Annotated in this window: 16 protein-coding genes; 12 read left to right on the plus strand and 4 right to left on the minus strand. The window is 54.5% G+C overall.

The window, feature by feature from the left end; genetic code table 11:
- Positions 1-12 precede the first annotated feature (12 nt).
- The 4 genes from era to acpS all read left to right on the plus strand — a co-directional run bounded on the left by era (position 13) and on the right by acpS (position 2832).
- Positions 13-918 (plus strand): GTPase Era, encoded by a 906-nt coding sequence (gene era / locus AAGR08_RS04165; RefSeq protein WP_008101512.1) that lies wholly within the window; start codon positions 13-15, stop codon positions 916-918.
- Between the two features lie 3 nt (positions 919-921).
- Positions 922-1650, plus strand: a complete 729-nt coding sequence (recO, locus tag AAGR08_RS04170) for a DNA repair protein RecO (protein WP_097096400.1) — start codon at positions 922-924, stop codon at positions 1648-1650.
- Between the two features lie 70 nt (positions 1651-1720).
- Positions 1721-2452: a pyridoxine 5'-phosphate synthase gene (gene pdxJ / locus AAGR08_RS04175; protein ID WP_097096401.1), complete on the plus strand. Its 732-nt coding sequence runs from the start codon at positions 1721-1723 to the stop codon at positions 2450-2452.
- The gene (acpS, locus tag AAGR08_RS04180) at positions 2452-2832 is read left to right on the plus strand and encodes a holo-ACP synthase (RefSeq protein ID WP_007886180.1); all 381 of its coding nucleotides are present in this window, start codon (positions 2452-2454) and stop codon (positions 2830-2832) included. Before pdxJ ends, acpS begins: the two co-directional genes overlap by 1 nt.
- Here the strand turns inward: acpS and AAGR08_RS04185 are convergent.
- Entirely contained in the window at positions 2829-3077 is a 249-nt protein-coding gene (locus tag AAGR08_RS04185) for a YfhL family 4Fe-4S dicluster ferredoxin (RefSeq protein WP_345828705.1), read from the minus strand. The two genes, acpS and AAGR08_RS04185, sit on opposite strands and share 4 nt — an antisense overlap.
- Before the next feature lie 387 nt (positions 3078-3464).
- On the opposite strand from AAGR08_RS04185, the gene AAGR08_RS04190 reads away from it, so the two are divergent.
- Positions 3465-3818 carry a putative T6SS immunity periplasmic lipoprotein gene (locus tag AAGR08_RS04190; protein ID WP_345828706.1) on the plus strand — a complete coding sequence of 118 codons (354 nt, stop codon included), beginning with the start codon at positions 3465-3467 and terminating at the stop codon, positions 3816-3818.
- 51 nt (positions 3819-3869) lie between these two features.
- On the opposite strand, the gene AAGR08_RS04195 is transcribed toward AAGR08_RS04190, so the two are convergent.
- Positions 3870-4709, minus strand: a complete 840-nt coding sequence (locus AAGR08_RS04195) for a MurR/RpiR family transcriptional regulator (RefSeq protein WP_097096403.1) — start codon at positions 4707-4709, stop codon at positions 3870-3872.
- A gap of 215 nt (positions 4710-4924) precedes the next feature.
- On the opposite strand from AAGR08_RS04195, the gene yfhb reads away from it, so the two are divergent.
- Positions 4925-5563, plus strand: a complete 639-nt coding sequence (gene yfhb / locus AAGR08_RS04200) for a phosphatidylglycerophosphatase C (RefSeq protein ID WP_097096404.1) — start codon at positions 4925-4927, stop codon at positions 5561-5563.
- Between the two features lie 64 nt (positions 5564-5627).
- Positions 5628-6122 carry a tRNA adenosine(34) deaminase TadA gene (tadA, locus tag AAGR08_RS04205; protein WP_097096405.1) on the plus strand — a complete coding sequence of 165 codons (495 nt, stop codon included), beginning with the start codon at positions 5628-5630 and terminating at the stop codon, positions 6120-6122.
- Here the strand turns inward: tadA and mltF are convergent.
- Entirely contained in the window at positions 6119-7576 is a 1458-nt protein-coding gene (gene mltF, locus AAGR08_RS04210; protein ID WP_097096406.1) for a membrane-bound lytic murein transglycosylase MltF, read from the minus strand. The two genes, tadA and mltF, sit on opposite strands and share 4 nt — an antisense overlap.
- Positions 7577-7847: 271 nt before the next feature.
- Between mltF and purL the strand changes: the two genes are divergently transcribed.
- The 5 genes from purL (at position 7848) to glnB (ending at position 16229) form a co-directional block, all read left to right on the plus strand.
- Entirely contained in the window at positions 7848-11738 is a 3891-nt protein-coding gene (gene purL / locus AAGR08_RS04215) for a phosphoribosylformylglycinamidine synthase (RefSeq protein WP_345828709.1), read from the plus strand.
- 643 nt (positions 11739-12381) lie between these two features.
- Positions 12382-13809 (plus strand): HAMP domain-containing sensor histidine kinase, encoded by a 1428-nt coding sequence (locus AAGR08_RS04220; RefSeq protein ID WP_345828711.1) that lies wholly within the window; start codon positions 12382-12384, stop codon positions 13807-13809.
- A 3-nt stretch (positions 13810-13812) separates the two neighbouring features.
- Positions 13813-14481 carry a two-component system QseEF-associated lipoprotein QseG gene (qseG, locus tag AAGR08_RS04225; protein WP_345828713.1) on the plus strand — a complete coding sequence of 223 codons (669 nt, stop codon included), beginning with the start codon at positions 13813-13815 and terminating at the stop codon, positions 14479-14481.
- Between the two features lie 2 nt (positions 14482-14483).
- The gene (glrR, locus tag AAGR08_RS04230) at positions 14484-15815 is read left to right on the plus strand and encodes a two-component system response regulator GlrR (protein WP_345828715.1); all 1332 of its coding nucleotides are present in this window, start codon (positions 14484-14486) and stop codon (positions 15813-15815) included.
- 75 nt (positions 15816-15890) lie between these two features.
- Positions 15891-16229, plus strand: coding sequence for a nitrogen regulatory protein P-II (glnB, locus tag AAGR08_RS04235; RefSeq protein ID WP_007886217.1), 339 nt, complete (start codon positions 15891-15893; stop codon positions 16227-16229).
- A gap of 50 nt (positions 16230-16279) precedes the next feature.
- Here glnB and hmpA read toward each other — a convergent pair whose 3' ends face one another.
- Entirely contained in the window at positions 16280-17464 is a 1185-nt protein-coding gene (hmpA, locus tag AAGR08_RS04240) for an NO-inducible flavohemoprotein (RefSeq protein ID WP_345828727.1), read from the minus strand.
- Positions 17465-17517 lie beyond the last annotated feature (53 nt).

The raw sequence follows: 17517 nt of genomic DNA on the forward strand, positions 1-17517 counted from the left end.
GTCAGGACTCGAATGAGCGAACTCGAAACATATAGCGGCTTTGTCGCGATTGTAGGCCGACCAAACGTCGGTAAATCCACTTTGCTGAACCAGTTGCTGGGGCAGAAGGTGTCGATCACTTCACGCAAGCCGCAAACCACGCGTCACCGCATTATGGGCATCCACACCGAAGGCGCTTATCAGGCGATCTACGTGGATACGCCAGGGCTGCACATGGAAGAGAAGCGGGCGATCAACCGCTTGATGAACCGTGCAGCCAGCAGCTCCATCGGAGATGTTGAGCTGGTGATCTTTGTGGTTGAAGGCACGCGCTGGACGCCAGACGACGAGATGGTGCTTAACAAGCTGCGTGATAACAAAGTTCCTGTGGTATTGGCGATCAATAAAGTCGATAACATTCAGGATAAGAGCATTCTATTGCCCCATCTGCAGTTCCTCAGCCAGCAGATGAACTTCCTTGAAATCGTACCAATCTCTGCGGAAAGCGGCAAAAACGTTGACGCTATTGCAGCGATTGCGCGCAAATGCCTGCCAAAATCTGAGCATCATTTCCCGGAAGATTACGTCACCGACCGATCGCAGCGTTTTATGGCATCTGAGATCATCCGTGAAAAATTGATGCGCTTCCTTGGCGCTGAGCTGCCTTATTCCGTCACCGTAGAAATTGAGCAGTTCGTCTCTAACGATCGCGGCGGCTATGACATCAATGGCCTGATCCTCGTTGAGCGCGAAGGCCAGAAGAAGATGGTGATCGGCAATAAAGGCGCCAAGATCAAAACCATCGGCATTGAATCGCGTAAAGACATGGAAGAGATGTTTGAGGCGAAAGTGCATCTTGAACTGTGGGTTAAAGTGAAATCTGGCTGGGCGGACGATGAACGTGCGCTGCGCAGCTTAGGTTACTCTGACGAAGGTTAATCAATGGAAGGCTGGCAACGCGCCTTTGTGCTGCATAGTCGCCCTTACAGCGAAACCAGCCTGCTCCTCGATCTGTTCAGCGAAAGCGAAGGGCGCGTCCGCGTCCTTGCCAAAGGCGCCCGTTCGCGCCGCTCTCAATTAAAAGGCGCGCTGCAACCCTTCACGCCACTGCTGGTGCGCTGGGGCGGCCGCGGCGACGTCAAAACGCTGCGCAACGCCGAAGCCGTTTCACTGGCATTACCGCTGAGCGGCATCACGCTCTACTGCGGGCTGTACGTTAATGAACTGCTTTCACGCGTGCTGGAGCAGCAAATTCCCTTCTCTGACATGTTCTTCGATTATCTGCATTGCATCCAAACGCTGGCGGCAGGCAACGGCTCGCCTGAACCGGCGCTACGCCGCTTTGAGCTGGCGCTACTGGGACATCTTGGTTACGGCGTGGATTTCCTGCACTGCGCCGGCAGCGGCGAAGAGATCGCCGATGAGATGACCTACAGCTATCGTGAAGAGAAAGGGTTTATTGCCAGTTTGGTGGTGAACCAGCGTAGCTTTACCGGCCGTCAGCTGCGGGCAATATGGGAACGTGATTTTCCGGATGCTGATAGCCTGCGCGCTGCTAAACGCTTTACGCGCATGGCACTGAAGCCCTATCTTGGTGGTAAGCCGCTGAAGAGTCAGGAGCTGTTTCGCCAGTTTGTGCCAAAAAAGAAACCCGATGTGGCAAACGACTAGCGCTGGTTCTACCGCCTGATATATTCAGCACGGTACACTGCAAACACACTGAACACATTTAAGGATTGTCATGGCTGAGTTGCTGTTAGGCGTCAACATTGACCACATTGCTACCGTGCGCAATGCGCGTGGCACAAACTATCCCGATCCGGTACAGGCCGCGTTTGTTGCCGAGCAGGCCGGTGCCGACGGCATTACCGTGCATCTGCGTGAAGATCGTCGCCACATTACCGACCGCGACGTGCGCATTCTGCGTGATACCATTCAGACGCGCATGAATCTGGAGATGGCGGTCACGGACGAGATGATCGACATTGCCTGCGAAATCAAACCACACTTCGTTTGTCTGGTGCCGGAAAAGCGTCAGGAAGTCACCACCGAAGGTGGGCTGGATGTGGCTGGCCAGCAGGATAAAATCAATGCGGCGGTGCGTTTGCTAAGTGAAGCGGGGATTTTGGTGTCGCTGTTTATCGATGCCGATCATCGCCAGATTGAAGCCGCCGTTGCCAGTGGCGCGCCCTATATTGAAATTCACACCGGCGCGTACGCCGAAGCGCCAGAAGGACTCGAGCGCCAGGCTGAGCTGTCGCGTATCCGAAAAGCCGCTACCTTCGCGGCCAGCCTTGGCCTAAAAGTGAATGCCGGCCACGGTTTGACCTACCATAACGTACAGCCGATTGCTGAACTGCCTGAGATGCATGAGCTGAATATCGGTCACGCAATCATTGGTCGCGCGCTGTTTAGCGGTTTGGCGGATGCGGTTACTGAGATGAAACAACTGATGCGGGAAGCGCGTCGCTAATGGCGATTCTCGGACTTGGCAGCGACATCGTAGAGATCGAGCGTATCGCGGGCGTGATTGAGCGTTCCGGCGATCGCCTGGCGCGCCGCGTATTGAGCGAAGCCGAGTGGCAGCAATATCAGGCGCACCAGCAGCCGGTGCGTTTTCTTGCCAAGCGTTTTGCGGTAAAAGAAGCGGCCGCGAAAGCGTTCGGTACCGGCATTCGCGGTGGCCTGGCGTTCAATCAGTTTGAAGTGTACAACGACGCGCTGGGCAAGCCGGGGTTACGTTTCTTTGAACAGGCTAAAGTGATTGCCAGCCAGCTCGGCGTACAGCACGTGCATGTGACGTTAGCGGATGAACGCCATTACGCTTGCGCGACGGTAATTATCGAGAACTAAGGGTGCAACACCACAAACTTCTCCCACAGCATCTCACGACTTTCCGGGTGCTGTGGATCCGCAATAATGGTGTTATCAATCGGGCAGACGCTTTGGCAGGTCGGCACATCATAATGGCCCACGCATTCGGTGCAGCGGTCAACATCAATCTCATAGATCGCGTCGCCTAAGCTGATTGCCTGATTTGGGCATTCAGGTTCGCACATATCGCAGTTGATGCATTTTGTGGTGATGAGTAAAGCCATGGCTGCTGTCGAAGTATTGAAAGTAGCCGCGCACTTTATCACAAAAGGTGTGACTTTTGATCGCTGGTTTACTGCTTTAAATCAATCAATGTTGAAATAAAACAGTAATGCCAAGGTCAGAGTATGGTTTCATCTGAGGCAATATTACAAAGTGTTAATTTGGGTGGAGGTCTCCTGGTAGGTAGATTATAAATATGCACTTATTAAATGCATCTTGTCTTTTTACCCAATGGAACAGCAGGCTTCAATTGTTACAGATTATTGGTTGTTAACAACGCTTGATTATCTTACGTATCATAGGATGAATAAATATAAAAGCCATGAGCGTAATAAGCCTGTTAATGACGTGACGGAAAAATATAGATCAATTTTAAGGTGCTTCCCATAATGAATAAACGCCTTTTTTTACCGATGCTTTTTTTACTCAGTGGATGCGTTGGCGATAGGCTGAGCTATCATCTAAAAGGTGATGCCTTTATAGGACGAAATCAGCTTTGCATAAAAACTGTTCCTGAAGATCAATTGGAGTATTACATGTTGAGTTCTTCTGAAAATAATTATGCTAAACCATTAGTCGTTAAAGATGACGTTGAAACGAAACGACTAAATACTTGCATTCCATTTGTCCTTAAAGAGCATGAGAGTTACGAGTTAATTTATGTGTTAAATGGTGGTAAATATCGCCTCGAATTTAAAACTGATGCACATTTCAACGTAATAAAAACATATAGCAAGTCCTGAAATTTCAATGTGCCGCATAATCAAAAGGCCGTTGAGCGGCCTTTAAAATTGTTACACCAGCTTTTTCACCAACGCTTCGCTGTGACGAATATGGCTGGACGCGCGTTCGGGATCGTTTTGTACTAGCGCCATAAACAGCAGATCGGTCAGCGCCAGTTGTGCGCTGGTGGATGATATCGCCGCGCTACGCGTACTTTGCTCTTCGGCCACGGTATACAGACAAATGGTTGCACACTGCTGTAACGCATTTGGCGTGAAGCCGGTGAAGGCCAGCACATCGGCGCCTACCTGTGCCGCTTCCTGCGCTGCCAAATTGATTTCACGCCGTTCGCCGGTATAGGAAATTGCCAATAACACATCGCCGGGTGCCATTGCCTGCACGCTGGCCAGTAGCGCATGCATATCCTGTTCAGCCACCGCATTGATGCCGATTTTCATCAGCTTCCACGAGAAATCTTTTGCCACCAACCCAGATGCGCCAATACCCACCAGTAAAATACGATTGGCATTTTTCAACAGCTGCAACGTTTGCATCAGCTTCTCTTCGCTGTTGATATCCAGCGTGGCGCGGATCGCGGAGATCTTCTCGGTGAGCAGTTTCTCACCCACCACTTTAAGCGGATCGTCGCTAAGAATATGATTGTGTACCGTAATCGCATCGCGGTCGGCCATCGATTCGCTCAGCGCCAACTTCAGCGCCGGAAATCCTTTATAGCCCAGCTTTTGCGCAAATTTCACCACGCTGGACTGGCTAACGCCGGCTTCTTCCGCCAGCTTTTGCGAACTCAGATGCCGTGCCCGATCCGGCTGCGACAGCAAAAAATCCGCCAATCGACGCTCATTTAGCGCCAGTCGAGGATAAAGTTGGCGAATTCGCAGCAATGAACTCATGGTTAGATCCTTAATTCAGCTTTCCAGATAGCGCGGAGCGCTTTGCACTCATGGTGCTGGCAGGCTTCGGCCAGATAACAACGCGCGGGCAAAGAGAATAAACTATTCAGCTGGCATTGTAGTCATTGGAATTAAAAATAGCAGTTTTCGCCCCGAACGCTGAAGCTGGCTACACTGTAGTGCAGAAACCGCGAAGGATAGAAAAGGAGTGTTGTTTGACAAAAGGTACGCAACGACGCGTGGTGTTCTTCGATCTGGACGGCACGCTGCATCAGCAAGATATGTTTGGCACCTTTATGCGCTACCTGCTGCGACGTCAGCCGATCAATGTGCTGTTGGTGGTGCCGTTGTTACCGGTGATTGGGCTCGGCATGCTGATCAAAGGTCGCGCGGCGCGCTGGCCGATGAGTTTACTGCTATGGGCGATTACTTTTGGCCACAGTGAAACACGCCTGCGTCAGCGTGAAGCCGAATTTGCTGACTGGTTCCGCGAACGCGTGACCGCCTTTCCGGTGGTGCAACAGCGACTTACCGATTATCTCAGCAGCAATGATGCCGATGTCTGGCTGATTACCGGTTCTCCGCAGTCGCTGGTAGAAAAAGTTTATTTTGATTCAGCGTTCCTGCCGCGCGTGCAACTTATCGCCAGCCAGATGAAACCGGGCCGCGGTGGACGTTTGTTGGCCATGCGTTGCCTGGGGCACGAAAAGGTGGCGCAGCTGGAGGAGAAAATTGGCACGCCTCTTCAGCTGTATAGTGGCTACAGCGACAGCAAGCAGGACAACCCGCTGCTGTTCTTTTGTCAGCATCGCTGGCGCGTTACGCCGCGCGGCGAGCTGCAACAGCTGGAATAACGCTTCGATTCCGGCAGTAGCATCGCTATAATGCGCCGCCTTTGATGCCCGCAGGAGTTGCCCGGTGAACCCACAAACAGATGAATATTGGATGCGTTATGCGCTGGAGTTGGCGCGTCGTGCGTGGGAGCAGGGCGAGGTTCCAGTGGGTGCGGTGCTGGTGCAGGGCGATAACGTGATTGGAGAGGGCTGGAATCGTCCGATTGGTCAGCACGATCCTACCGCGCATGCGGAGATCATGGCGCTGCGTCAGGGCGGCAAAGTGCTGGAAAACTATCGTTTACTGGATACGACGCTGTATGTGACGCTGGAGCCTTGCGTGATGTGCGCCGGTGCGATGGTGCACAGTCGCATCACGCGGTTAGTATTTGGCGCCAAAGATGAGAAAACCGGTGCGGCGGGTTCTTTACTGGACGTTATTGGTCATCCCGGCATGAATCATCAAATCCAGATTGATTGCGGTGTGTTGGCAGACGAGTGTGCCGGGATGCTGAGTGACTTCTTCCGCATGCGTCGCGAGCAAAAGAAAGCGCTGCGACAGGCGCAGCGCAGCGGTTAATTCATCGCAATTTTCGGTTCGACTGCCGGGTAACCGGCGCCTAATTCCGCTTCCAGCGCCGACTGTTGCGCGATGCGCTTCTCTTGCTCCTGCAAATATCCCACCAAACTGATCTGATACTTACGAATATTTTCCACGTAGTTATAAGCTTCGTGGCCGCGTGCGTAACCGTAAGTGGTTTGCGTGTAGTAACGTTTCTGGCTCAGCATTGGCAAGCGCAGCTTCACATCTGCCCAGCTATCCGGGTTGCCGCCCTGTTTCGCCGTCAGCTTACGCACGTCCAGCATGTGCGCGTAGCCCATGTTGTAGGCCGCCAGCGCGAACCAAATGCGCTCATCTTCAGGTATCGTCTCCGGCACCTTTTCCATCATGCGCTTGAGATATTCACTGCCGCCGCGAATACTCTGCTCGGGATCGAGCCGATCGTTCACGTCAAGGCTGTCCGCAGTATTGCGCGTCAACATCATCATGCCGCGCACGCCGGTGGGCGAGGTGGCCTGCGGATTCCAGTGCGACTCCTGATAAGAGATCGCCGCTAACAAGCGCCAATCCATGGTGGCGGAATATTTCTCAAACAGCGGTTTGATATCGGGCAGCGTATTATCAATGGCGCGCAGAAAAGTACGCGTATCAACGTAATCGAAAGTGCCGACGTGACCAAGATACTTCTCTTCCAGCCGCGCCATCGCGCCTTCTTCACCCATTTGGCTATAGAAGTCGAGCATGGCCGCATTCAGACTGTCATCATCGTTACGCGGCAAATACCATGTCACCGGCTCTTCATCCGTCACATCAAATGCCACCGCCAGCTGCGGATGAATGCGTTGCAGCAAGCCAATGGTGACCGAATCACCCACGGTATAATCCAGCTTACCGTCGGCGACGGCTTCAAGCAGCGCTTTCTGCCCTTGATCGGTGGAGATCGCCCAGTCGAGATCGGGATAGCTGTCAGCTTTGGCGGAACGTAAAGTTGACAGATATGCCGAACCGGACTGCACAATCAGGCGGCCTTTAAGATCGCCGAGATTTTTCGGGCGAGGCTTATCAATGCGGTACACCAGCTGCTGCGACACCGAATAGTAGCTCGGGCCACTTTGATAGTGCGCAAGGCGTTCGCTGTTATAGATCAAACCGGCGGCAAGCAAATCCGCTTTACCATCATCCAAATCGTCAAACAGATCGCCAAGGTTAGGACGCACCTCAACTTCCAGTTTCACGCCAAGATAATCGGCGAAGCGCTTCGCCAGCTCATAATCCATTCCGGCTGGTGCATTGTTAATGGTGTAGTAAGTCAGCGGAGAGTTCACCGTGCTGATGCGCAGTACTCCGCGTGATTTGATCTGTGATAGCGCGTCTTTTCCTCCCCCGTACCACGGGATGGAGGGCCACAGTGCTAGCGCAAGCAGCACGGTGATCAGACCGATAAACAGATAGTTTATTTTTAGGCGTTTCAAATAGTTGTCTCGTAATGGCTCACAGGCCTCTGTCTTTTAAAAGGCAGTATTTATGTTGTTTTAACTCCCAGAGCGAGGGGCATTTTGCGCAACAAAAAGAGGCAGGGCAACTTTTATAGCAAGAATTGTGCAAAATTCAGCCAAACGCCAGGTGCCAGAATTTATGCGCAAACGGTTTCGTATCCCGTGCTGTTTCTCTATAATACCGCCCGTTTTCCCCTGTTGCGCCCAATGAAGCGTCGCCCGGCACTTCAAAGACGAGAGATCTTTAATGATGGAAATTCTGCGTGGTTCGCCCGCTCTGTCGGCATTTCGTGTAAACAAACTGCTGACCCGCTTTCAGGACGCTCACCTTCCAGTGAGTGATATTTACGCCGAGTACGTCCATTTTGCCGATGTCAGCGCACCGCTCAGCGCGGACGAACACGCCCGCCTGCAACGCCTGCTGAAATACGGTCCTTCTCTCGCCGAACATGCGCCACAAGGGCGTCTGTTGCTGGTTACGCCGCGTCCCGGCACCATCTCGCCGTGGTCATCGAAAGCCACCGACATCGCACACAACTGCGATCTGCCCCAAGTGTTACGCCTTGAGCGCGGTATGGCTTTCTATGTGCAGGCCCCCGAGCTGACGGAAGCGCAGTGGCAGCAGCTTGCCAGCCTGCTGCATGACCGCATGATGGAAACCGTATTCGCTGACCTCAGCGATGCGCAGCAGCTGTTTGCCCATCATCAGCCGCAGCCGCTGAAAAGCATCGACGTGCTGGGCGCAGGCCGCCGCGCGCTTGAACAGGCCAATACCACGCTGGGCCTGGCGCTGGCCGATGATGAGATCGATTACCTGCTTGATGCCTTTACTAAGCTGGGGCGTAATCCTAACGACATTGAGCTCTACATGTTTGCGCAGGCAAACTCCGAACACTGCCGTCACAAGATCTTCAACGCCGACTGGATTATTGATGGCGAAAAGCAGCCGAAATCGCTGTTTAAAATGATCAAAAACACCTTTGAACATAACCCTGAGCACGTGCTGTCGGCCTATAAAGACAATGCCGCGGTGATGGAAGGTTCTGAGGTTGGTCGCTTCTACGCGGATGCGCAGCAGGGCGAATATCAATTCCATCAGGAAGAAGCGCACATCCTGATGAAAGTCGAAACCCACAATCATCCAACCGCCATTTCGCCATGGCCGGGTGCCGCGACCGGTTCCGGTGGCGAAATCCGCGATGAAGGCGCAACCGGCCGTGGCGCGAAACCAAAAGCCGGACTGGTCGGTTTTTCGGTTTCGAACCTGCGCATTCCAGGCTTCGAACAGCCGTGGGAAGAGGATTTCGGCAAGCCGGATCGCATTGTCACTGCGCTGGATATCATGACCGAAGGCCCGCTGGGCGGCGCAGCATTCAATAACGAGTTTGGTCGTCCGGCCCTCAACGGCTACTTCCGTACCTATGAAGAGCGCGTTAACAGCCACAATGGCGTGGAACTGCGCGGCTACCACAAGCCAATCATGCTGGCGGGCGGCATCGGTAACATCCGTGCCGATCACGTACAGAAGGGCGAGATTGTGGTGGGCGCCAAGCTGATCGTGCTGGGCGGTCCGGCCATGAACATCGGTTTGGGCGGCGGTGCGGCTTCTTCTATGGCTTCAGGCCAGTCAGATGCCGATCTTGATTTTGCTTCGGTACAGCGCGACAACCCGGAAATGGAACGTCGCTGCCAGGAAGTCATTGACCGTTGCTGGCAGCTGGGTGAAGCCAACCCGATTCTGTTTATCCACGACGTCGGCGCTGGCGGTCTCTCGAATGCCATGCCTGAACTGGTCAGCGATGGTAACCGCGGCGGTAACTTCAACCTGCGCGACATCCTGAGCGATGAGCCAGGCATGAGCCCGCTGGAAGTGTGGTGCAACGAGTCGCAGGAACGTTACGTGCTGGCGGTGGCGCCAGAGAAGCTGGCGCTGTTCGATGAGCTGTGCCAGCGTGAGCGCGCGCCGTATGCGGTGATTGGTGAAGCGACTGAAGAGCTGCATCTGAACCTCGCCGACAGCCATTTCGACAATAAGCCAATCGACATGCCGCTCGACGTGCTGCTGGGCAAAACGCCGAAGATGACGCGCGATGTTGCCAGCCAGCAAGCCAAAGGCGATGCGCTGCAGCGTGAAGGTATTACGATTGCTGATGCGGTGCATCGTGTGCTGCATTTGCCAACCGTGGCGGAAAAAACCTTCCTGATCACCATCGGCGATCGCAGCGTAACCGGCATGGTCGCGCGCGATCAGATGGTGGGTCCATGGCAGATCCCCGTTGCCAACTGCGCCGTCACCACCGCCAGCCTCGATAGCTATCATGGTGAAGCATTCTCCCTTGGTGAACGTGCACCGGTCGCGCTGCTCGACTTCGCGGCTTCCGGTCGCCTGGCGGTAGGCGAAGCGCTGACCAACATCGCAGCCACCTCAATTGGTTCACTGCAACGCGTCAAGCTGTCTGCGAACTGGATGGCCGCAGCCGGCCACCCGGGAGAAGATGCGGGTTTATATGCCGCAGTGAAAGCGGTTGGCGAAGAGCTGTGTCCGGCGCTGGGTATCACTATCCCAGTAGGCAAAGATTCGATGTCGATGAAAACCCGCTGGCAGCAAGGCACCGAGCAGCGTGAAATGACCTCGCCGTTGTCATTAGTGATCACCGCGTTTGCGCGCGTTGAAGATGTGCGTCGCACCGTCACGCCGCAGCTGCAGGCCGATCAAGACAATCTGCTGCTGCTGGTGGATCTGGGTAACGGCGCTAATACCTTGGGCGCAACCGCGCTGTCGCAGGTTTATCGCCAACTTGGCGACAAGCCAGCCGATGTGCGTGATGCCACTCAGCTGGCTGGCTTCTTCAATGCTATTCAGGCGCTGGTGGCCGAGCAGAAACTGCTGGCCTACCACGATCGTTCCGACGGCGGCCTGCTGGTGACGCTGGCAGAAATGGCCTTCACCGGACACTGCGGTATCGACGTTGATATCGCCGCGTTGGGCAGCGATGCTTTGGCAGCGCTGTTCACCGAAGAGCTGGGCGCGGTACTGCAAATCAACGCCGCGGATCGCGCTGCAGTGGAGCAGGTGTTCGCTGACCACGGCCTGAGCGCTAACGTGCACGTGATGGGTAAAGCGCTGCCGGGCGACCGCTTCGTGATCCGTTCTGGCGACAGTGCGGTGTACAGCGAAAGCCGCACCACGCTGCGTACCTGGTGGGCAGAAACCACCTGGCAGATGCAGCGTCTGCGTGATAACCCAGCCTGTGCCGATCAGGAGCATGAAGCGAAGAAAGATGACAAGGACCCAGGTCTGAACGTGCATCTAACCTTTAAGCCAGAAGAGGACGTTGCGGCACCGATGATCGCCACCGGCGCGCGTCCGCGTGTGGCGGTGCTGCGTGAGCAGGGCGTCAACTCCCACGTGGAGATGGCGGCGGCTTTCCATCGCGCTGGCTTTACTGCGGTTGACGTGCACATGAGCGATCTGTTGGCCGGTCGTCGCGGCCTGGAAGAGTTCCAGGCGCTGGTTGCGTGCGGTGGTTTCTCTTACGGTGACGTACTGGGTGCGGGTGAGGGTTGGGCCAAATCCATCCTGTTCAACGGCCGCGTACGTGATGAGTTTGAGAACTTCTTCCATCGTCCACAAACGCTGGCACTCGGCGTGTGTAACGGCTGCCAGATGATGTCGAACCTGCGTGAACTGATTCCAGGCAGCGAACTGTGGCCACGCTTTGTGCGTAACCAGTCCGAGCGCTTTGAAGCGCGTTTTAGCCTGGTCGAAGTGGCGGCGAGCCCATCGCTGCTGCTGGACGGCATGGTAGGATCGCACATGCCCATCGCCGTATCACACGGCGAAGGTTTTGTCGAAGTGCGTGACGGTGCGCATCTGGCACAGCTGGAGAGCAAAGGTCTGGTGGCGCTGCGCTTCGTCGATAACTTTGGCAAAGTGACGGAGCGCTATCCGGCGAACCCGAATGGCTCTCCAAACGGCATCACCGCAGTCACCAACGAAAGCGGTCGTGTGACCATTATGATGCCGCATCCTGAGCGCGTGTTCCGCACCGTGAGCAACTCATGGCACCCGGCAGAGTGGGGCGAAGACAGTCCGTGGATGCGTATCTTCCGCAATGCGCGTAAGCAGTTGGGCTAAGCGTTAATCTTGAGTTGTTTTGCTGGTGCGCATCAATGCGCACCTTACAAGGCCGCCTAACCGCGGCCTTTATTTTTTTGTATGGTCGCCATTAATGGCGACCTGGCTAAAAACCGCACAAGTATGCAAGCTGTCGGAAAAAGGCGACAATCCCGCCATGTCAGTGTCGTCAAAAGGTGACATTTAACCCATTGATTTATAATGTTGAAAAATGAGGGCTCTTAACGCGTTGCTAATTGGCGACACTTGTATCTGACCAATCGGTCCGCTTTACCGACAATTCTCGCTGCCTTGTTGGCACTCCTCTGATAATCAACACTATTTATTTTCTGGCACGTTACTTGCTATACTCACATCGTGGCTCATTCTCCTGTTTATGATTGCCCCGCTTCAGCGGTTGAGCTCATAAAAACTGAATGACGCACCAAACGGAGCCTGTCGTCCACCTCACCGATAATCGCTTGCTTTGCAACGTTATCAAACATCGGGCGCAACGTTGAGTTAGGCTCCACCTATTTTGCAAGCGATGCTGCGGCGTCGCTCTCACGGCAGGCCAAAAGGCCTGCCGTTTTCATATCCGGCCTTTCTTCCGTTTTGATACTTCGCTAGCATGCCTGCAGCTCACATTTAAGGAAGCGCGGTTGTGAAGAAATGGCGTTTGTTCCCCCGATCCCTGCGGCAGTTGGTGTTGATGGCCTTTCTGCTGGTACTACTGCCATTGCTGGTGCTGGCATGGCAAGCGTGGGAAAGCCTCTCGGCGCTGAGCAATCAGGCGGCGGATACCAACCGCAATACCTTCACCGACGTTCGTCGTAGCGAGGCAATGGCGCGTACCGCCCTTGAGCTGGAGCGTAGCTATCGCCAATATTGCGTATTAGGTGATGTGTCACTGGCGAAGCTATATCAAACACAGTGGACGCGCTACGGCCAGATGCTGAGCAGCCACGCCGCCAGTTTGCCCGATCTTCCCTCTTTTAAAGTGCTGCAAACCACTTTGCCGCAGCTGCAGCAGATGCAATGCGATAACGGGAATCCCGAAGCTCAGGCTGGTAGTGCGCTGGAACGATTTTCCGACGCCAACACGCAAATGGTTCAGGCGACGCGTGAAGTGGTGTTTTCGCGCGGCCTCCAGCTGCAGCGTGAAATTGCCGATCGCGGTCAGTTCTTTGGCTGGCAGGCACTGATTCTCTTCCTGATTAGCCTGGTGCTGGTTTTGCTGTTTACCGGCATGATCATTGGCCCAGTAAAACGTGTTGAACGCATGATTAATCGTCTGGGCGAGGGCAGATCGCTGGGTGATAGCGGCAGTTTTCGTGGCCCGCGCGAGATTCGCTCGCTGGGACAACGCATTGTCTGGTTGAGTGAGCGTCTGAGCTGGCTCGAAGCGCAGCGCCATGAATTTTTGCGCCATCTCTCCCATGAACTGAAAACGCCGCTCGCCAGCCTGCGCGAAGGGACAGAACTCCTGGCCGATCAGGTCGCTGGACCGCTGAATGCCGAGCAGCAGGAAGTGGTGGCGATACTCGATACCAGCAGCCGTCATTTACAGCGGCTGATTGAACAATTGCTGGATTACAACCGCAAGCTGGCCGATGGCCCCCTGACGCTGGAACCGGTTGCGTTAAATGACATCATCGCTGCGGTACTGAAAGTACATTCACTGCCGGCTAACGCGCGAGCACTGACAACGCACGTAGATTTGCAAGTTCATCACTGCCTGGCGGAAGCCACGCTGCTGCAGCGCGTCATTGATAACCTCTATTCGAACGCCGTGAACTACGGCAGCGAATCCGGTAACATCTGGCTGCAGAGCCAGCAGAAAGGCAACCAGGTGTGGATTGAGGTGGCAAACACCGGCACACCAATTCCGGCTGAAGAGCAGGCGATGATTTTCGAGCCCTTTTATCAGGGCAGCCAACAGCGTAAAGGGCCGGTTAAAGGCAGTGGGCTAGGTTTAAGCATTGCCAAAGATTGCCTGCGCAGGATGCAAGGTGATTTGCAGTTGGTAACGCGCAAGGATGCGGATGTCTGTTTTCGTATAATTTTGACGACCAGCGCCGGGAATGCCTGATTAATGAAATTAACCCTATGCAAATTTGTGAGCTGTGCATTGCTGGCGTTGGGCCTTAGCGCCTGCCAGGCCCCCTCACGCGATCCTGCGCAGCATAATGGCGCCAGCTTGCCTGAGCCGGACGTGCGTCTGCCCGATTATCTGGCGACCGATTGCCAAAACCTGTGGCAAATCGAAACGCCAGCCGCTGTAAGTAACCCGCTTTACTGGCAGCGCGCCATTGATTGTGCAGAGCGCTTATCACCTGCTGAAGCGCGCGCCGAAGCGCGTCGCTGGCCGGTACAGGGATGGGCGCGCGCCTTTAAGCAAGGCATCTTACTGTCGAACGGCAACGTGACGCCGGTTGAGCGCCGCACTTATGTCGATACCTTAGATAGTTACGGCACCTTTTATCCGGCGTCAGTTCGGCCGTTGCTGCAGCTGTGGCGCAGTAATCAAGCGGCCCAGCTGCAGCTGAGTGAAGCGCGTGGACGTTACGCTGCCCTGCAGCAGAGCAACGATGCTGAAATGGATAACCTGCGCCAGCAGCAAACCAAAATGCGTCAGTCGCTGGTGGATACCCAACGCAAACTCGAGCGTTTAACGGATATTGAACGCCAGTTGTCATCGCGCAAAGCCGCAGACAGCAGCGACACATCGCACGGTAGCGATGTGCAAAGTGAGGATCAGTAATCATGAAACAAGCCGCACGCTTACTGCTGGTGGATGACGATCCGGGCTTACTGAAATTGCTCGGTATGCGTCTGAGCAGTGAAGGTTATCAGGTGGCGACGGCGGCCAGTGGCCCGGAAGCGTTGCGTCATCTGCAAAAAGAGAAGGTCGATTTAGTGATAAGCGACCTGCGCATGGATGAGATGGACGGTCTGGCTCTGTTCGGCGAAGTCCAGAAACGTCACGCGGGATTACCGGTCATCATCCTCACCGCCCACGGTTCGATTCCGGAAGCCGTCTCGGCGACCCAGCAAGGCGTGTTTAGCTTTCTGACAAAACCGGTGGACCGTGATGCGCTCTACAAAGCGATTGATGAAGCGCTGGCGCAGCGTGCGCCCATCGGCGATGAGGGATGGCGTGAAACGATTGTGACGCGTAATCCGCAAATGCTGCGTCTGCTGGAGCAGTCACATATGGTGGCGCAATCCGACGTCAGTATTTTGATCAATGGTCAAAGCGGCACCGGTAAAGAGGTATTGGCGCAGGCGATTCATGCGGCCAGCCCGCGCGCGACAAAACCGTTTATTGCGATTAACTGCGGCGCGCTGCCGGAGCAACTGCTGGAATCTGAGCTGTTTGGCCACGCCAAAGGCGCGTTTACCGGTGCCGTTAGCGCACGCGAAGGCTTGTTCCAGGCTGCGGAAGGCGGCACGCTATTCCTTGATGAAATTGGTGATATGCCGCAGGCGCTACAGGTGAAACTGCTGCGTGTTCTGCAGGAGCGCAAAGTGCGCCCGCTAGGCAGCAACCGCGATTTAACTATTAATGTGCGTATTATTTCGGCGACGCATCGCGACTTGCCGAAAGCGATGGAGAAAAAAAGTTTCCGCGAGGATCTTTACTATCGCCTCAATGTGGTAAATCTCAGAATTCCCGCGCTGCATGAGCGCGCGGAAGATATCCCGCTGCTGGCCAATCATCTGCTGCGTCAGTCCGCCGATCGCCATAAACCCTTTGTGCGCAGTTTCTCTGTCGATGCCATGAAACGGCTGGTGGGCGCGTCGTGGCCGGGTAATGTACGCCAGCTGGTGAATGTGATTGAGCAGTGCGTAGCGCTAAGTACCGCACCGGTGATCGGGGATGCGCTAGTGGAGCAGGCGCTGGCCGGAGAAAATACTGCGTTGCCTACTTTCGTTGAGGCACGCAATCAATTTGAGCTGAACTATCTGCGCAAGCTGCTGCAGATGACCAAAGGAAATGTGACTAACGCCGCGCGTCTGGCTGGACGTAACCGTACTGAATTCTATAAGCTGCTGTCGCGCCATGAATTGGACGCCAGCGAATTTAAAGAGTAGCTTGCTGCGGCAGCGTCAGGAACAATTATACTAACGGTATCCGTCCATCATGGAGGGAGTTAAAAAGGATCTGTCATGAAAAAGATCGATGCAATTATCAAACCATTCAAACTCGATGATGTACGTGAAGCTTTAGCCGAGGTAGGCATCACCGGGATGACCGTCAGTGAAGTGAAAGGTTTTGGGCGTCAGAAGGGCCATACTGAACTGTATCGCGGTGCCGAGTACATGGTCGATTTTCTGCCAAAGGTGAAAATCGAAATGGTGGTGGGTGACGACATCGTCGACACCTGCGTAGAAACCATTATGAAAACCGCGCAAACCGGCAAAATTGGTGATGGCAAAATCTTTGTCTTCGACGTGGCGCGCGTGGTACGTATTCGTACCGGTGAAGAGGACGAAGAGGCAATTTAAGCCCCTCCGCGCATTACCTGAAAAAGCCTGCCTTGCGCAGGCTTTTTGTTTTACAACACTTTGTGTGGGCCAAACACTTCGTAGTGAATGCGATTGGCGTTTACACCCGCATCAATTAACTGACGTGCGACAAACTGCATGAACGACAGCGGGCCGCAGATCCAGAATTGACGATCGGCCTGATTGAGTGCGGAAGAGATACTCGCCAGATCCATCAAGCCTTGCGCATCAAAGCGCCCGGCATCGGTGGCTGCCGGCTGGCGATACCAGATGTATGGCGTGAAGTTTGGCAGACGTGCACCGAGTGCCTGCACTTCTTCAGCAAAGGCATGTTGTGAACCCGCTTCAGCCGCGTGCAGCCAGTTGACTGCGGCAGGGTGTTGTTGCTCGGCAAGATTTGCCAGCATCGCCAGCATGGGCGTTTGACCAACGCCAGCCGAAATCAGCGTAACGGGCGTCGTAGGTTGCGCCTGCAGGAAGAAATCGCCAGCTGGCGCAGCGCACTGCACGATATCTCCGACCCGCGCCTTATCGTGCAGCCAGCCCGAGACGCTGCCTAAAGCTTCGCGCTTCACGGCAATTCGATAAAATTTGCCGTTAGGCTGATGCGTCAAAGAATACTGGCGGTGCTGGATATTTTCACTGCCCGCTGGATGCAGGCTAATGGCCAGATATTGCCCGGGCAGAAAGGCCGCCACCGGCATGCCATCATTTGGCACCAGCTCAAAGCTTTTGATCACGGAGCTTTCCTGTTTGATGGCGCGAATACGGAAATCACGCGCGCCGCGCCAGCCGCCTATTTTCTCTTCGGATTCACGATAAATGGCTTCTTCTCGCTGAATAAACACATCCGCCAGCACGCCATAAGCTTTACCCCACGCGGTTAGCACCTCTTCACCCGGATGCAGCAGCTCATCAATGGTTGCCAGCAAATTTTCTCCGACGATGGCGTACTGATCGGGCTGAATATTTAAGCTGGCATGCTTCTGGGCAATTTTTTCTACTGCAGGCAGCAGTACGGCCAGATTTTCCAGATTGCTGCCATAAGCGACGATCGCATTGAACAGCGCTTCCCGTTGATTACCACTGCGTTGATTGTTCATGTTGAACACATTTTTCAATTCGGGATGCTGCGTTAGCAGGCGCTGATAAAAATGGCCGGTAAGCTGGGGGCCGATTTGCGCTATAGCAGGCAAGGTCGATTTGATAATGGCGATAGTTTGGGCATCAAGCATGGTGAAATCCTTAGGGTGAACTTAAACATGTATTTTAAATGCATCTTAAGTTC

The sequence above is a fragment of the Pantoea sp. BRR-3P genome (assembly GCF_039621635.1).
Classification (GTDB): Bacteria; Pseudomonadota; Gammaproteobacteria; order Enterobacterales; family Enterobacteriaceae; genus Pantoea; species Pantoea floridensis.

Bases quoted from the DNA above. Each gene is read 5' to 3' on its own strand.
- AAGR08_RS04195 (WP_097096403.1), bottom strand. From the start codon at position 4,709: ATGAGTTCATTGCTGCGAATTCGCCAACTTTATCCTCGACTGGCGCTA.
- glnB (WP_007886217.1), top strand. From the start codon at position 15,891: ATGAAAAAGATCGATGCAATTATCAAACCATTCAAACTCGATGATGTA.
- hmpA (WP_345828727.1), bottom strand. From the start codon at position 17,464: ATGCTTGATGCCCAAACTATCGCCATTATCAAATCGACCTTGCCTGCT.
- purL (WP_345828709.1), top strand. From the start codon at position 7,848: ATGATGGAAATTCTGCGTGGTTCGCCCGCTCTGTCGGCATTTCGTGTA.
- acpS (WP_007886180.1), top strand. From the start codon at position 2,452: ATGGCGATTCTCGGACTTGGCAGCGACATCGTAGAGATCGAGCGTATC.
- glrR (WP_345828715.1), top strand. From the start codon at position 14,484: ATGAAACAAGCCGCACGCTTACTGCTGGTGGATGACGATCCGGGCTTA.
- AAGR08_RS04190 (WP_345828706.1), top strand. From the start codon at position 3,465: ATGAATAAACGCCTTTTTTTACCGATGCTTTTTTTACTCAGTGGATGC.
- recO (WP_097096400.1), top strand. From the start codon at position 922: ATGGAAGGCTGGCAACGCGCCTTTGTGCTGCATAGTCGCCCTTACAGC.
- AAGR08_RS04185 (WP_345828705.1), bottom strand. From the start codon at position 3,077: ATGGCTTTACTCATCACCACAAAATGCATCAACTGCGATATGTGCGAA.
- era (WP_008101512.1), top strand. From the start codon at position 13: ATGAGCGAACTCGAAACATATAGCGGCTTTGTCGCGATTGTAGGCCGA.
- qseG (WP_345828713.1), top strand. From the start codon at position 13,813: ATGAAATTAACCCTATGCAAATTTGTGAGCTGTGCATTGCTGGCGTTG.
- pdxJ (WP_097096401.1), top strand. From the start codon at position 1,721: ATGGCTGAGTTGCTGTTAGGCGTCAACATTGACCACATTGCTACCGTG.